The 15077-nt window shown below is 65.4% G+C and carries 15 protein-coding genes; 8 read left to right on the plus strand and 7 right to left on the minus strand.

The annotated features are described in order from the left end of the window. Positions 1 to 56 precede the first annotated feature (56 nt). Together I3J27_RS22240 and I3J27_RS22245 are read left to right on the plus strand one after the other, a co-directional pair. The gene (locus I3J27_RS22240; RefSeq protein WP_270160564.1) at positions 57 to 1313 is read left to right on the plus strand and encodes a GNAT family N-acetyltransferase; all 1257 of its coding nucleotides are present in this window, start codon (positions 57 to 59) and stop codon (positions 1311 to 1313) included. A gap of 77 nt (positions 1314 to 1390) precedes the next feature. Continuing rightward, on the plus strand, positions 1391 to 1819 hold the full coding sequence (locus I3J27_RS22245) for an HIT domain-containing protein (protein WP_270160565.1): 429 nt from the start codon (positions 1391 to 1393) through the stop codon (positions 1817 to 1819). Between the two features lie 151 nt (positions 1820 to 1970). Here I3J27_RS22245 and tsaA read toward each other — a convergent pair whose 3' ends face one another. From tsaA to I3J27_RS22265, 4 genes are all read right to left on the minus strand, one after another. Further along, positions 1971 to 2462 carry a tRNA (N6-threonylcarbamoyladenosine(37)-N6)-methyltransferase TrmO gene (gene tsaA, locus I3J27_RS22250; RefSeq protein ID WP_270160566.1) on the minus strand — a complete coding sequence of 164 codons (492 nt, stop codon included), beginning with the start codon at positions 2460 to 2462 and terminating at the stop codon, positions 1971 to 1973. Positions 2463 to 2492: 30 nt separating this feature from the next. Next, positions 2493 to 2843 carry an AzlD domain-containing protein gene (locus I3J27_RS22255; RefSeq protein WP_270160567.1) on the minus strand — a complete coding sequence of 117 codons (351 nt, stop codon included), beginning with the start codon at positions 2841 to 2843 and terminating at the stop codon, positions 2493 to 2495. Beyond that, positions 2840 to 3580: an AzlC family ABC transporter permease gene (locus I3J27_RS22260; protein WP_270160568.1), complete on the minus strand. Its 741-nt coding sequence runs from the start codon at positions 3578 to 3580 to the stop codon at positions 2840 to 2842. The genes I3J27_RS22255 and I3J27_RS22260 overlap by 4 nt, the downstream gene beginning before the upstream one ends. Before the next feature lie 105 nt (positions 3581 to 3685). Further along, entirely contained in the window at positions 3686 to 4651 is a 966-nt protein-coding gene (locus tag I3J27_RS22265) for a lytic transglycosylase domain-containing protein (RefSeq protein WP_270160569.1), read from the minus strand. 76 nt (positions 4652 to 4727) lie between these two features. Between I3J27_RS22265 and I3J27_RS22270 the strand changes: the two genes are divergently transcribed. Continuing rightward, positions 4728 to 5366 (plus strand): HAD family hydrolase, encoded by a 639-nt coding sequence (locus I3J27_RS22270; protein WP_270160570.1) that lies wholly within the window; start codon positions 4728 to 4730, stop codon positions 5364 to 5366. A gap of 60 nt (positions 5367 to 5426) precedes the next feature. Here I3J27_RS22270 and I3J27_RS22275 read toward each other — a convergent pair whose 3' ends face one another. Continuing rightward, positions 5427 to 6467 carry a phenylacetaldoxime dehydratase family protein gene (locus I3J27_RS22275; RefSeq protein ID WP_270160571.1) on the minus strand — a complete coding sequence of 347 codons (1041 nt, stop codon included), beginning with the start codon at positions 6465 to 6467 and terminating at the stop codon, positions 5427 to 5429. A 28-nt stretch (positions 6468 to 6495) separates the two neighbouring features. Next, entirely contained in the window at positions 6496 to 7512 is a 1017-nt protein-coding gene (locus I3J27_RS22280) for a carbon-nitrogen hydrolase family protein (RefSeq protein WP_270160572.1), read from the minus strand. 196 nt (positions 7513 to 7708) lie between these two features. On the opposite strand from I3J27_RS22280, the gene I3J27_RS22285 reads away from it, so the two are divergent. From I3J27_RS22285 to I3J27_RS22305, 5 genes are all read left to right on the plus strand, one after another. After that, positions 7709 to 8665, plus strand: a complete 957-nt coding sequence (locus I3J27_RS22285) for an AraC-like ligand-binding domain-containing protein (protein WP_270160573.1) — start codon at positions 7709 to 7711, stop codon at positions 8663 to 8665. A gap of 97 nt (positions 8666 to 8762) precedes the next feature. Beyond that, positions 8763 to 8999 carry a hypothetical protein gene (locus I3J27_RS22290; protein ID WP_270160574.1) on the plus strand — a complete coding sequence of 79 codons (237 nt, stop codon included), beginning with the start codon at positions 8763 to 8765 and terminating at the stop codon, positions 8997 to 8999. Between the two features lie 115 nt (positions 9000 to 9114). After that, a complete protein-coding gene (locus I3J27_RS22295; protein ID WP_270160575.1) occupies positions 9115 to 10140 on the plus strand; it encodes an aldo/keto reductase in 1026 nt (341 codons plus the stop codon). A 177-nt stretch (positions 10141 to 10317) separates the two neighbouring features. Then, the gene (locus tag I3J27_RS22300; protein ID WP_270172861.1) at positions 10318 to 11739 is read left to right on the plus strand and encodes an MFS transporter; all 1422 of its coding nucleotides are present in this window, start codon (positions 10318 to 10320) and stop codon (positions 11737 to 11739) included. Positions 11740 to 11865: 126 nt separating this feature from the next. Beyond that, positions 11866 to 12321 (plus strand): PEGA domain-containing protein, encoded by a 456-nt coding sequence (locus I3J27_RS22305; protein WP_270160576.1) that lies wholly within the window; start codon positions 11866 to 11868, stop codon positions 12319 to 12321. Positions 12322 to 12390: 69 nt separating this feature from the next. Here I3J27_RS22305 and clpA read toward each other — a convergent pair whose 3' ends face one another. Further along, positions 12391 to 14796: an ATP-dependent Clp protease ATP-binding subunit ClpA gene (gene clpA / locus I3J27_RS22310; protein ID WP_270160577.1), complete on the minus strand. Its 2406-nt coding sequence runs from the start codon at positions 14794 to 14796 to the stop codon at positions 12391 to 12393. Positions 14797 to 15077: the final 281 nt, after the last annotated feature.

Here is a 15077-nt window from a genome sequence, read left to right on the forward strand (position 1 = left end):
GCTTGATGGTTCCCCGCCTCTTGAAGTCGCTGCTGCAATGCACGATCTTGGGCACGATGGCATCATCTGAAATCACGCTCGAGGCGGTCCCCTCCATTGGCGAGGTGTCCGCCGAGGATTGGGACGCCTGCGCCAATCCCGGCAACGCCTTTAACGACAAGGCTTGCAGCGGGCATGGCGCGGGAACCTCATCCGCCCTCCAAGGCGATTCCCTCGGTCTCTTAAAACCCGCTTATAACCCGTTCGTTTCCCATGCATTTCTCTCCGCCGTTGAGAAATCGGGTTCGGCAACGATCCGCACGGGCTGGGGGCCGCGGCATCTCGTGGCGAAGCTCGACGGCCGCGTCGCCGGCGTCGTGCCCTGCTATCTGAAATCGCACTCCCAGGGCGAATACGTCTTCGACCGCGGCTGGGCGGATGCCTATGAGCGCGCCGGCGGACGGTACTATCCGAAGCTGCAGGTCTCGGTTCCCTTCACGCCGGCGACGGGGCCGCGGCTGTTGGTCCGCGACGGCGTCGACCGCGAGCGCATCACGGACGCCCTGGCGAGCGGACTGGTGGCGCTGTGCGGCGTCAGCAAGGCTTCATCGGTCCACGTCACCTTCGCGCGCGAGGCGGAATGGAAGCTGCTTGCCCAGCACGGCTTCCTCCAGCGCACCGACCAGCAGTTCCACTGGCGCAACGAGGGCTTTGCCAGCTTCGACGATTTCCTGGCCACGCTGAATTCGCGCCACCGCAAGTCGATCAAGCGCGAGCGGCGCGACGCGCTCGCCAATGGCATCACCATCCACTGGCTCACGGGCAAAGACCTCACCGAGGATGCCTGGGACGCGTTCTTCATGTTCTACATGGAGACCGGCTCACGCAAATGGGGCCGGCCCTATCTGACGCGAGAATTCTTCTCGCTGATCGGCGAGACCATGAGCGAGGATGTGCTGCTGGTGATGGCCCGCCGCAATGACCGCTGGATCGCAGGCGCAATCAACTTCATCGGCTCTGACACGCTGTTCGGCCGCAACTGGGGCGCAGTCGAGCATCACCCGTTCCTGCATTTCGAGGTCTGCTACTATCAGGCGATCGATTTCGCCATCAAGCGCGGCCTCACCCATGTCGAGGCCGGTGCGCAGGGCGAGCACAAGATCGCGCGCGGCTACCTGCCGCGCACAACGCACTCCGCCCACTTCATCGCCGACCCCGGCCTGCGCCGTGGCATCGACGATTACCTCAAGCGCGAGCGCGCCTATGTCGCGGAGGCCGGACGCGAGCTCGCCGAGCTCGGCCCGTTCCGCAAAGGCATCGACGAGGCGCCTTGACGGTTTACCGTCGCTTGGTGAGAGTAAGCGCGAAATTCTAAGCGCAAAGTCCTTGCAAGTTCTTGGGAGCTGCCGCCATGACCGTCTACGACACCAACAACATCTTCGCAAAGATCCTGCGCGGCGAGTTTTCCTGCCACAAGGTCTATGAAGATGAACACGTCTTCGCCTTCCTCGACATCATGCCGCGCGTGCCCGGGCACACGCTGGTGATCCCGAAGGCCCCTGCCCGCAACATTCTCGACATCAAACCCGACGACTATGCCCATGTCGCCCGCGGCGCGCACAAGATCGCGGCGGCCGCGATGAAGGCGTTCGAGGCCGACGGCATCACCGTGCAGCAGTTCAACGAGCCCGCCGGCGGACAAGTGGTGTTTCATCTCCACATGCACGTGATGCCGCGCCACGACGGCGTCGCCATGCTGCCACCCGCCAGCCGCAAGGAAGATGTCAAGGTGCTCGAAGAGAACGCGGCCAAGCTGATCGCGGCGCTGAAGGCGGGCTAGATCTCTCGTCTCGTCATTGCGAGCCACTTGTCCGCCGAAGCTCAGAGCGTGAAGGCGGAAGCGAAGCAATCCATACTGCATCCGCACTGGAAGTCTGGATTGCTTCCTCGCAAGAGCTCCTCGCAATGACGGAGTGGGAGCGGAGCGCTCCTCACTCGGTCTGGAAATCCCCTGCTTGCGGCGCGGCCAGCGGGGTGAACTCGCAGCGGTCGGGCTTGATGTCGATCAGCGGCGTGTGGTCGATACAATCGAGGCCGCGCACCAGAATCGCATTGCCCTCGATGCCGACCAGCTTGACGATCGAGGTGCCGATCGGATTGGGCCGGACCGGCGAGCGCAGCGAAAACGTGCCGCGGGTTTTCTCGTTGTTCTTCGGGCTTTGCAGGATGATGTCGCGGCGCGACTTGTCGAGCCAGTAGAGCACTTCGAGATTGCTGTAGAAATCGACACCCTTGATGGCCGGGACGAACGGCTCGAATATCTCGAGCCGGCATATCGGGCCGTCTTGACGGCCCTGCCGCGGGGTCTCCAGCCGCGACGACCAGGGGGTGCGGATGCGGCCGATGAAAACGAGGCCTGCGTCCTCTGCGGGCGGCAGCTCGATGGCGACCTCGCCCTCGCGGAGCTCCTGTTCGCGAACCATATTTCCTGTTCCTTGCTGTTCGCGAGCCTTTTAGCCCAACCACCACGTGCCGGCCAGCATGAAGACCTCACCGATCACCACGCCCGCAAAAATCGAGCGGCGGGTCAGCAGGAAGACGACGAGGCCGGCGCCGACCGCGCCGTAGCGCAAGACATCGGGCACGCTTGCCAACGCCCCCGGCGGCTCGACCACGATCTGGGCGATGACGCCGGCCAGGATCGCGGTGGCGACCGCCCGCACCCAGACCAACAGCTCCGAGCCCTCGTCGATACCGCCGCCGAACCACAGGCCCAGCATGCGCCATATCTGGTTCGGAACGACGCCGGCGACGAACAGCACCGCCAGCGCGTGCCAGTCGCCGATCGCTTGTGCAAAGCTCATGCGCGCACCTCCCGCCACCAATGCACGCCATAGGCGATCGTACCCGCCAGGACGCCGCTGACGAGGATGTCGAGGCCCGAGTTCATCTTCGCCGCCAGCGGGTAGAGCAAAATCCCGAGCACGAGCGCGATGACATCGGCGACCTCGCGGCTGTTGCGCGCGGTCGAGAACAGGAACGATAGCGGGGTCAACAGCAGGATCGCGGCTCCAAGCGTCTGCGTAAGATTAGCGGCGAGGAAATAGCCCACCGTGTTGGCGGTGAGGCACACCGAGACGAGGCCAACGCCGAGGCCGTGGACGAAGGCGATGCGACGCTCGCGCGGCACCTGCGGCAGGAAACGATGGCATTCGACCCAGAGCGTCACCGCGGTGAGATGCGCGGCAAAAACCAGCTCGCGCCGCCTGGTCGTCGGCGTACGCATCAACGGCAGCACAGACACCACCATCGGAAACAGGCGGATGGCGCTGACGGTCACCGCGATCGCCGACTGGATGACGGTGGCACCTGAGCCGAGCGTCGTGATCAGGATGATCTGCGCCGGCCCTGCCCAGACGAACAGTGTCGAGCAAAGCGCCCAGAGCAGGCTGAAATGGGTGTCGTGGGCGAGCGCGCCGATGCCGAGATAGGTCACGAACAACACGATGGTGAGGATCGTCTGCGTGATCGAGCGCAGCCCCCACGCAAAGGCGCGCCAGGGACTTTGCCATTCAGGTGAATCGAGCGGAGGAAGCGCCACGGGAGTCTTGGCCGGTGAGGAATCGTGCCTGCATAACGGGCAATGCCACGCCTGACGTCAAGGAAGCGCGCGGCGGGGCTGGCATGCGCGGGGGGACACAAGCTCCTACCCCCTCACACCCCGGTTCTTCAGCACGAAGCAGGCACCACCGGCCTTGCGGATGCGATTGCAGAGATCATCGGCTTCGCTGCGCGTGTCGGCGCCGATGCGCACCTGGTAGAACGCATGCGTGCCACGGCTGCGCAGTACCGAGCTCAGCAGGCTCGGATCGCGCTCGCCGATCACGGTGCTCAGCCGCGTGACCGCGCGCGAATACATCGCCAGCGCCCGGTTGCGGTCGAAGCCGGCGGCGAGCTGCACGCCCCAAATCTTTGCAGCCGCAAGCTCCACATGCTGCTCGAGCTCGGCGACGAAGGCATTTGGCGCGCGCTTCAGAAGCGCCATCAGATCGCGGCAGCTCGTCGGCGGCGCGCTCGGCGGCCCCTTGCCGGTCGCTCCGGTCTTGGCCCATGCGTCGACGCTCGTGCCGGTGATCGCGAGAACGTAGTTGCGGGTCTGCTCCGGCATGCCCCCGGTGCCGGCAAGCCATTCCTGCACCCGGCGCGGCCCGGCATTGTAGGCCGCGGCAGCCAAGCCGAGATTGCCGAACTGGTTGCGCAGCTCGTTCAGAAACTCCGCCGACTTCGGCAGCGCCTGGACCGGGTTGAAGGGATTGAGCAGCCCGCGCTCGCTCGCGGTGCCCGGCATGAACTGCGCGATCCCCTGCGCGTGCTCGCCGCTGCGCGTCATGGGTCCCACCGCGTCAGCCTGGAAGCGGCTCTCCTGCCAGATCACGCGGGCGAAGAATTCGAGCGGCAGATTGGCATCGCGCGCGGCCGCCTCCACGATCAGGCAGATCGATTCCCGCGTGTCGCTCTCGCGCCCCGGCTCGGGGGATGGCGACGGCTTTGCGGGCGCTTCGGGGCCGAGCTGCGTGGGAGGAACCGGTGCATCCTCGGCCAGCGCCGACGTGCAGACGACCGCTGCCGCGAGCAACTGCCAGATCAGCTTCTGAGCCCCACCAAACCGCATTTTGCTCCAAGCCCTTGAACTCGGACCTTAAGGCAACTAGCAACGGCCGAAATAATCAACGCGGAGCCCGGCCAGAATGCGGACAATCTATTTTGATCTCGACGGCACACTCACCGATCCAAAGCCCGGGATCACCGGTTCGATCCAGTATGCCCTGAAAAAACTCGGCCAGCCGGTCCCGAGCCAGGACGAGCTGACCTGGTGCATCGGACCGCCGCTGCATGCCAGCCTGAAGAGGCTCGTGGGAACCGACGAACTCGCCGACCAGGCGCTGCTGCTCTACCGCGAGCGGTTTTCCGAGGTCGGCCTGTTCGAGAACACGGCCTATCAGGGCATCCACGACACGCTGGCCGCGTTGGCCGCGACCGGCGCGCGCATGTTCGTCGCGACCAGCAAGCCCGCGATCTATGCCACCCGCATCGTCGATCATTTCGGCCTGAAGCCGTATTTCGAGCGCGTGTTCGGCTCCGAGCTCGACGGCACGCGCGTCGACAAGCGCGACCTGCTGCGTTACGCGCTCGATGAAGCCAAGGTCGATCCTGCCAGCGCGATCATGATCGGCGACCGCAGCCATGACGTGGTCGGCGCCCGCACCAATGGCATGACCGCGATCGGCGTGCTCTACGGCTATGGCAGCGAGGCCGAGCTGAGGGATGCCGGCGCGCATCACATCTGCGTCGCGCATCCCGAGCTGCTCGGCCATTGCGTGGTGTAGAGCATGATCCGGAAAAGTGTGCAGCGGTTTTCCGACAAGATCATGCTCAAGTAACAAGCATCAGCCGCTGACTGTCTCGACCGCGGCCAGCATGCCGGTTTTGGGATGGCAGTTCAGGTATTCGAAGAACTGCTCGTCCGCGGCGGCCACCGTGACCTCGTGATAGAGCCGCAGCTTGGCTGACGGCCCGAGCGTCGAGAGATACTTCATCGCCGCGCCGAAGATCTTGACATGGGTCGGATGCGATTCCGCCCAGCGTTCCAGCGCGGCGAGACTCTTCCACCAGCTCTGGCCGTACGACTTTTCGCTGACGCTGCCGTCGGCCTGGAGCACCTGCATGTATCGGTTGGCGTAGCAGCCGATTGCAAGGCCGTCGTCGCGCAGAAACTCCATGCCCTCGCGCAGCACCGGCTCGACGTCGTCGAGATACAGCTTTCGTTCCGACGCCTCGGTATCGCTCCAGTCCTGACCGGAGCGGATCAGGCAGAGATTGTCGTGCGCCTTCACCCGCAGTCGTGCGCCGTCGCGGATCAGCTCGGGATTGCCGCCCGGCGACATCGGATCGGTCTGCGACAGCGGAATGCGATCGCGCATGCCGCCCCAATAAGCGTGCTCCTGCACCTCGCCGCTGATGCCGTCGGCGATTGCGGCGACGCCCTCCGGCCGGTCGGGCGAGGAAAACAGCGTCTCGTGCCGCGCGACGGCGGGACGCAGCACCTCGATGAAGGTGCCGATGCCTTCGCGCTGCCGCCCGGTCCACACCTCGCGCACCGATGCAAACCAGGCATCGAAGCGAGCGATGTCGTTCCAATAGGCCACCGAGACGATGTTCTCATAGCCGGCCTGGTCGACATATCGCGCGCGATCCCAATGCGAGGGCCCGCCTTCCCCAGCAAATCGCCCCGCGATTTCGGCGAGCGCTTCCGTCGCCGCCGCCGGCGCCGCGCCGCGATACTGCACGCCGAAATAGGCCATCACGATACGGCCCACCGCCGGCTTGTAGCGCGCCACGAAGGACGGATACGGCGGCTGGTAATCATCAGGCACGCGTTTGTGGCGCGTGCGCGCCGTTTCGAGATGAAGAGGAATTGCGGATTCCATGATCAGGCCCTCCCCTTGCTGTCAGCGATCAGCTTGCTGCGGCGTTGATATCCGTGGGCTCGACGGTATCGACCGGCAGTGCGAACTGCTCGACGCGCTGGTATCGCTTCTTGTTGAGCAGGAGCCGCGTCACATCGGGCCGCGAATAGTGCCCGGCTGGATCGGCCGCGTTCTTGGCAACGCCGATGGCGCCGAGATCGATCTCGGCGATCAGGAGGCCCTCCTGATCCGGCGCGAGCCTGTCGCCGATCTGACTGCCGTCGGGGCCGTAGATCGCGGCAAAACCGCCGCCGACATGCAGCAGCGCGTTCTTGTCGGGCCGGTCGCAGAGCTCGTCGATCATCGCCTGCGAGACCGTCGCGCACGGCGCGAGCACGAAGCAGGAGCCCTCCACCGCGTAGACGCGCGAGGCGGCGTTGTTGACCTCGGCGCCGAGCGCCGGCGCGAAGGGATCGTAGAGCGAGAAGCTCGGCCAGGCCGCGACATGCACCTGCTCGTTCTGGGCGTACATGGCGTATTTCGACAGCGGCTGGAGATGCTCCCAGCAGCACAGCGCACCGATACGGCCGATGTCGGCCGTCGCATGCACGGCGAGATCGCTGCCGTCGCCCTCGCCATAGACCGTGCGCTCGGCATGGGTCGGCCGCAGCTTGCGCCGCTTTGCGATGGTCTCGCCATCGGGCCCGATCAGCCATTGCGCCAGATACAGGCTGCCACCGTCGCGCTCGGACAGGCCGAGCACGGCGGTCAGCCTGGCCTTGCGTACGGCGTCGCGCAGGCGCTCGGCCTGCGGGCTGTCATAGGACAGTGAATTGTCGAAATAGCGCTGCACGAAGCCGCGGCCGATCGCCCAGGCCGGCGAGTCCATCCAGATGTGCCAGGGGTAACCGGGGATGAAGGCTTCCGGAAAGGCGATCAACCTGGCGCCCTTCTCGGCCGCTTCTCGGATCAGCGCGATCGACTTGTCGATCGAGGCGTCGAGGTCGAGCCAGGCGGGCGCCGCCTGCACCACCGCGACCTTGTATTTCGGATGTTCGATGCCCATTCCCGCCTCCATTGCCGGTTGATCGGAAGCCACGTCCGATGCAGTCTATTTGGCCAAGCCGGGCGGCCGGGCGCTCGACCACGGCGGAACAAAAACTCGACTGGGAAGGATCGCCGAACGGGTACGGAACTTGCCTGCGGTCAGGCTGGCTCTGTGCCAGATGCGGCTTTGCGGGATGCGACAGGGAGGCTTGCTGATGACAATCCAGTTCACGACGGACGGCAGCCCCGGCTACCGGCGGCTGGCGCTCTGGCAGGACATCGTCTGCGACGTCTTCGTCGGGCTCGACTGCAAGTCCGACCTCGGCAGCGCCTTTCGCGGATCGGTCACGCAGGCCCCGCTCGGCAAGGCGGTGTGCTCCGAGGTCTGCTCGGACCGCCAGCACGTGTTCCGCACGCCGTCCCGCATCGCGCGTTCGGATCAGGATTTTGTCCTGGTCGCGCTCGGCCATCGCGGCGATGGCGGGGTAGTGCAGGACGGCCGCGAGACCGTGGTCCATCCCGGCGAGTTCGCGCTCTACGACACGACGCGTCCCTATGAGCTGAAGTTCAACGACGCCTTCACACAAACCATCTTCAAGGTGCCGCGCCAGATGTTGCAGCGCCGGCTCGGCGCGACCGAGACGCTCACCGCGATGGCATTCGGCACTGACGTGCCGCTCGAACGGCTCGCCTACGATTTCATCTTCCGCCTTTGCCAGAGCGCGGACCGGCTTGCTCCGGACCATGCCGCCGCGTTGTCGGAGCAGGCCGTCGACCTGCTCGCGATGGCGCTGAGCGAACGGCTGGGCACGACGTCGTTGCCATCCTCGACCCATCGCTCCGCCCTGCTCTACCGGTTGAAGGCACACATTCGGACGCACCTCGCCGATCCCGACCTCTCGCTATCAGAGACCGCAGCTGCGCTCGGCATCTCGCCGCGCTATGTCAACGATCTCCTTGCCGACGACGACACCTCGTTCCAGCGCCACGTGCTGGCTGAGCGCCTCGCCCAATGCCGGCGAGACCTCGCCTCGCCCGTGCTCGCCCATCGCCATGTCAGCGAGATCGCCTTCGCCTGGGGTTTTAACGATCTCTCGCATTTCGGCCGCGTCTTCCGCGAGCATTTCGGGATGTCGCCGCGCGACTTCAGGCAGAGCCAGTTGCGGCACTGATCCAATCGACTGCCACCTCGAGCCTTCGCTTCCGGCGAAGGTGATGCTCGTCAATTCCAGATTGCCTGGTCCGGCCGCACGCATCAGGCTGGCGCGCATGAGGACTCACGCCACGATAAGCGGATCGGAGCTGCTGCTGGGTGTGATCGCGATCCGGCTCGCGGTGCTGGTCGTGGTAGGCTGGAGCCTGACGCTGCTGCCGCGGCCGTCACGTGAGAGCGAGGCCGCCTGCTTTCCCTCTCCTGCAACCAGGATCGACGCGCCGCCTGCGCTGCAGATGGCCGGTTCGCGCAGCGGCGATCCCGCGTTCGACGACATGCTTCGACACGACTAGGCCTCCCCGAGCAAGGCCGGTATGTACCTGCGTGATAGGATCAGGCGCGCGGTTACGTTATCGTGCGGCAACGGTGCCGCGCGCATCAACCAGCGGCCAGCCAAGGAGCAGATCGATGGAATACCGACGCTTGGGCCGCTCAGGCCTCATGGTGCCCGCTTTGAGTCTTGGGACCGGCACCTTCGGCGGCGTCGGCCGCCTCGCCGCGTGGGGCACGACGGACGCGACCGAAGCACGGCGCCTCCTGGATATCTGCCTCGAGGCCGGCGTGTCGATGTTCGACACGGCGGACGTCTATTCGCTCGGCGAATCCGAGCGCGTGCTCGGCGAAGCCATCAAGGGCCGCCGCGACAAGGTCTTGATCTCGACCAAGGCAACCTTCCGCTTCGGCGACGGCCCCAACGACATCGGCTCGTCGCGGCAGCATCTGCTCGCAGCCATCGATGCCTCGCTGAGCCGGCTCGGCACCGACTACGTCGATCTGTTCCAGCTCCATGGCTTCGACGCCTTCACACCGCCTGAAGAGGTGCTGTCGACCCTCGACGTGCTCGTGCGCGCCGGCAAGATCCGCTATGTCGGCGTCTCGAATTTCTCCGGCTGGCACCTGATGAAGTCGCTTGGCGTTGCCGACAAGCACGGCTTCCCGCGCTATGTCGCCAACCAGACCTACTATTCGCTGATCGGGCGCGACTACGAATGGGAGCTGATGCCGCTCGGCGTCGACCAGGGACTCGGCGCGGTGGTCTGGTCGCCGCTCGGATGGGGACGCCTCACCGGCAAGATCCGCCGCGGCCAGCCGAAGCCCGAGGTGAGCCGCCTGCCCAAGACCGCCGATTTCGGCCCGCCGGTGCCGGACGAGCACGTCTATCGTGTCGTTGATGCGATCGACGAGGTCGCGAAGGAAACCGGCAAGAGCGTCTCGCAGATCGCGCTGAACTGGCTGCTCCAGCGTCCGACGGTCTCGACGCTGATCATCGGCGCGCGCAACGAGACGCAGCTGCGCGAAAATCTCGGCTCGGTCGGCTGGTCGCTGACCAAGGACCAGATCGCAAAGCTCGACGCCGCAAGCACGGTGACGCTGCCCTATCCCTACTGGCACCAGCGCACCACCTTCACCGACCGCAATCCGCCGGCGGTGTAGGCAGCTTCGGAAACACGAAAACGCCGGCAGGCAGCGAAAGGCTGTCCTGCCCATGCTCTCGGCGCCCGGCAAGCCGCCCCGGGCGCGGGAACTGTCCGGCTCCTGCCGGGTTGCGGTGCATCTCGCCATTTCCTAATCCGGAGATGAAACACGGCTCGAATCAAGCGCGCCTCCATGATGTCGTCCGCCCCCATCGAGCATGCCGACGGCCTGCCGCAGCCGCAGCGCAACCAGGCGGTCCTGACCATTGCGCTCGGCATCACCATGGCCGTCGTCGACAGCGCCATCGCCAATGTGGCACTGCCGACGATCGCGGCGGACCTCGACGCGAGCCCGGCCTTCTCGATCTGGATCGTCAACGGCTATCAGCTCGCGATCACGATCTCGCTCTTGCCGCTCGCTTCGCTCGGCGAGATCGTCGGCTATCGCCGCGTCTATCTGGCCGGGCTGGTGCTGTTCACGCTCGCATCCGCCTTCTGCGCGCTGGCGCATACGCTGCCGCTGCTGACGATCGCGCGCATCATCCAGGGCTTTGGCGCGGCCGGCATCATGAGCGTCAACGCGGCGCTGGTGCGCTTCACCTATCCGCGCAGCCAGCTCGGTCGCGGCATCGGGATCAACGCGCTCGTCGTCGCCTTCTCGGCCGCGGTCGGGCCGACGCTCGCCGCGGGCATCCTCGCGGTCGGAAGCTGGCCCTTTCTGTTCGCCATCAATGTCCCGCTCGGTGCAGTGACGCTGGTGCTCGGCCTGCGCAGCCTGCCGCACACAAAACCCGCCAGCCGTTCCTTCGACTGGCAGAGCGCGGGGCTGTCCGCGATCACCTTCGGGGTCGGCATCGCGGCCGTCGACAGCGTCGGTCACGGCGAGGCCGCGATCACCTGCCTCGTGCAGTTCGCCATCGCCATCGTCGCCGGTGCGCTGCTGATCTGGCGCGAAACCCACATGACCTCGCCGCTCCTGCCGGTCGACCTGTTGCGCATCCCGGTGTTCGCGCTCTCGATCGCGACCTCGATCGCCTCGTTCTGCGCGCAGATGCTGGCCTTCGTCGCGATCCCCTTCTACCTCCAGAGCCGCTTCGGCTATTCGGCGGTGCATATGGGCCTGTTGATCACGCCATGGCCGATCGCGGTGGCGTTCGCGGCCCCGCTCGCCGGCCGCCTGGTCGAGCATTATCCGGCCGGCTTGCTGGGCGGCATCGGGCTGACGCTGTTTGCCTGCGGCCTCGCTGCGCTCGCCTTCCTGCCCGCCAGCCCGACGCCGTTCGACGTGATCTGGCGCATGGCGCTGGCCGGTGCCGGCTTCGGCCTGTTCCAGACCCCCAACAACCGCACCATGATCGCAGCCGCCCCGCGCGAGCGCGCCGGCGGCGCCAGCGGCATGCTGGGAACGGCGCGGCTGCTCGGCCAGACCACCGGCGCGGCGCTAGTGGCGCTCCTGCTCGGCCGCTATCCAATCGAAGGAACCCGGTTGGCGCTTCTGACCGGTGTTGGATTTGCCCTCTGCGGTGCCGTGCTGAGCATGCTGCGGCTGTCGCCCGCCGGCGCGCGCGGCGCCGAGCATGTCCGCGTGCAGGACGACCAGCGTTTGCGCGGCGAATAGCGGGAGCGGCGTCAGGTTACCGCTGCTCCCGTGCTCAACCCGTGCGAGGCTTAACGATCTGGACCAATGACGTATTGCCCTCCCGCTCTGGTTGCGCTTCACTGGCGCGGGGAATAAGGGGCATTTATGCGTTCATTTGGAATTGTGGCGCTCAGCGTCATGCTGGGCGGCTGCGCGTCTGTCACGCGCGGCACAACCGAAAACATCAGCATCTCATCGACACCATCAGGCGTGGAAGCCGTCGTCAGCGGATTGGAGGTTCCGACCACCTGCACGACGCCGTGCTCCGTGGTCGTCAAGCGGAACGCCGACATCTCGATCACCTTCCAGAAAGAAGGCTATGAGCCGCAGATCGTGCCGCTTAGCCGGGACATACCGACCTCCGGAGCCGCCGGCTTTGCCGGCAATCTTCTGCTGGGCGGTGTCGTCGGCATGGGCGTCGATGCCGCGACCGGGGCGGCAACCGATCACAAGCCGAATCCGGTCATCGTGACCATGCAGCCATCCGTCCCCCACGCAGCACCGCGCGCTGCGAAGAAGCCGCGGCCGCCGGCGGCGCCAGCGCCCGACACTGGGACTTAGAACACCGCACTGAGGCGCAAACGAAAAGGCCGGCTTCTCAGCCGGCCTTTTCAATTCATTGCGCGCAGATCAAGCTTTGACCAGCGGCCCCTTGGTCGGCCCCTTCGAGCCTCCCGGACCGCCCGGCTTGGACTTGCCCGGCGGACGCTTGCGGGTGCCGGGCAGCTTCTCCTGCTTCGGCGTGACCGGACCGTCGAGGTACTCGAAGCCGATCTTCTCCTTGGTCTCGTCGGCCTCGTCCTTGACCAGAACGACGCGGACATGGCCGCCGCCCTTGAGCTTGCCGAACAGCACCTCGTCCGCCAGCGGCTTCTTGATGTGCTCCTGGATCACGCGGGCCATGGGACGTGCGCCCATCTGCTCGTCGTAGCCATGCTGGACCAGCCAGGTCTTGGCGGGCTCGGACAGCTCGATGGTGACGTCGCGGTCGCCGAGCTGCGCCTCGAGCTGAAGCACGAACTTCTCGACCACCGTGCCGATCACCTCGACGCTGAGATGGCCGAACGAGACGATGGCATCGAGACGGTTGCGGAATTCCGGTGCGAACTGCCGGTTGATCGCCTCGTGATCGTCGCCTTCCCGCTTCGAGCGGGTGAAGCCGAACGCCTGCTTGGCGAGATCGGAAGCACCCGCGTTCGTGGTCATGATCAGGATCACGTTGCGGAAGTTGACCTGCTTGCCGTTGTGGTCGGTCAGCCGGCCGTGGTCCATGATCTGGAGCAGCACGTTGTAGAGGTCGGGATGCGCCTTCTCGATTTCGTCGAGCAGCACCACGCAATGCGGATGCTGATCGACGCCGTCGGTGAGCAGGCCGCCCTGGTCGAAGCCGACATAGCCGGGAGGCGCGCCGATCAGGCGCGACACGGTGTGCCGCTCCATGTATTCGGACATGTCGAAGCGCAACAACTCGACGCCGAGCGACGCCGCGAGCTGCTTGGCCACCTCCGTCTTGCCGACGCCCGTGGGACCAGAGAACAAATAGCAGCCGATCGGCTTCTCCGGCTCGCGCAGGCCGGCACGGGCCAGCTTGATCGAGGCGGCGAGCGACTCGATCGCCTTGTCCTGGCCGAACACGGTGCGCTTCAGGGTCTGCTCGAGATGCTTGAGCACCTCGGCATCGTCTTTCGACACGCTCTTCGGCGGTATCCGCGCCATCGAGGCGATCGTGGTCTCGATCTCCTTGATGCCGATGGTCTTCTTGCGCTTGTTCTCGGCGACCAGCATCTGCGCCGCACCGGATTCGTCGATCACGTCGATCGCCTTGTCCGGCAGCTTGCGATCATGGATGTAGCGCGAGGAGAGCTGCACGGCAGCCTCGATCGCCTCATTGGTGTACTTCAGCCGGTGGTAGTCCTCGAAATACGGCTTGAGGCCCTTGAGGATCGCGATGGCATCTTCGACCGTCGGCTCGTTGATGTCGATCTTCTGGAAGCGCCGCACCAGCGCGCGGTCCTTCTCGAAGTGCTGGCGGTATTCCTTGTAGGTCGTCGAGCCCATGCAGCGGATCGTGCCCGAGGCGAGCGCCGGCTTGAGCAGGTTCGAGGCATCCATCGCACCGCCCGAGGTTGCGCCCGCACCGATCACGGTGTGGATCTCGTCGATGAACAGGATGGCGTTGGGATGCGCTTCGAGCTCCTTCAGCACCTGCTTGAGGCGCTCTTCGAAGTCGCCGCGATAGCGCGTGCCGGCGAGCAGCGTGCCCATGTCGAGCGAGAACACGGTGGCAGCCGCCAGAACCTCCGGCACTTCGCTGTCGACGATGCGCTTGGCGAGGCCTTCTGCGATCGCGGTCTTGCCGACGCCGGCCTCGCCCACGAACAGCGGGTTGTTCTTCTGCCGACGGCACAGCACCTGGATCGCTCGGTTGATCTCGGAATTGCGTCCGATCACCGGATCGATCTTGCCGTCGCGCGCCTTCTTGTTGAGGTTGACGCAATAGGTCTCGAGCGCCTCGCCCTTCTTCTTGGCGTCCTCGCTGCCCTTGGCCTCGGTCTCCTCGTCGACGCCGCGAACGGGGCGCGCCTCGGAGACGCCCGGCCGCTTGGCGATGCCATGGCTGATGTAGTTGACGGCGTCGTAGCGCGTCATGTCCTGCTCTTGCAGGAAATAGGCGGCATGGCTCTCGCGCTCGGCGAAGATGGCGATCAGCACGTTGGCGCCGGTCACCTCTTCGCGGCCGGACGACTGCACATGGATCACCGCGCGCTGGATCACGCGCTGGAAACCGGCGGTCGGCTTGGCGTCATCGGCGCCGTCCGTCACCAGATTCTCGAATTCGGTCTCAAGATAATTGACGAGGCTCGTACGGAGCTTGTCGAGGTCGACGCTACAGGCGCGCATGACGGCGGCTGCATCGGAGTCGTCGATCAGGGAGAGCAAGAGATGCTCGAGCGTCGCGTATTGGTGATGACGCTCGTTTGCGATCGCCAGCGCACGATGCAGGGATTGTTCAAGGCTTTGGGAAAAAGTCGGCATTCGCGTCCTCTATGGCCCCCACCATCATGATCGCCATCGCCCGGTCAGGCAACAACAACCTTTGTCACATATAGTTATACAAGATCACGGCGAAAGACCGGTTCCGCGACTCGATGGGCAATACACGCCCACCGCGTTCTCGATGCAAAACCCGTTCCGGTTTGGGCAAAACTACCCATTTGGGCAGGATTGACGCCGGCGCTGATTTTCGCCGGATCACGCGGCAGCATGCGCTGGAGTCACACACCGCGTGGACAGAACCAATCTAAAAACTCAGGCTT

Origin of the sequence: Bradyrhizobium xenonodulans, from assembly GCF_027594865.1 — a bacterium.
GTDB classification, from domain to species: domain Bacteria; phylum Pseudomonadota; class Alphaproteobacteria; order Rhizobiales; family Xanthobacteraceae; genus Bradyrhizobium; species Bradyrhizobium xenonodulans.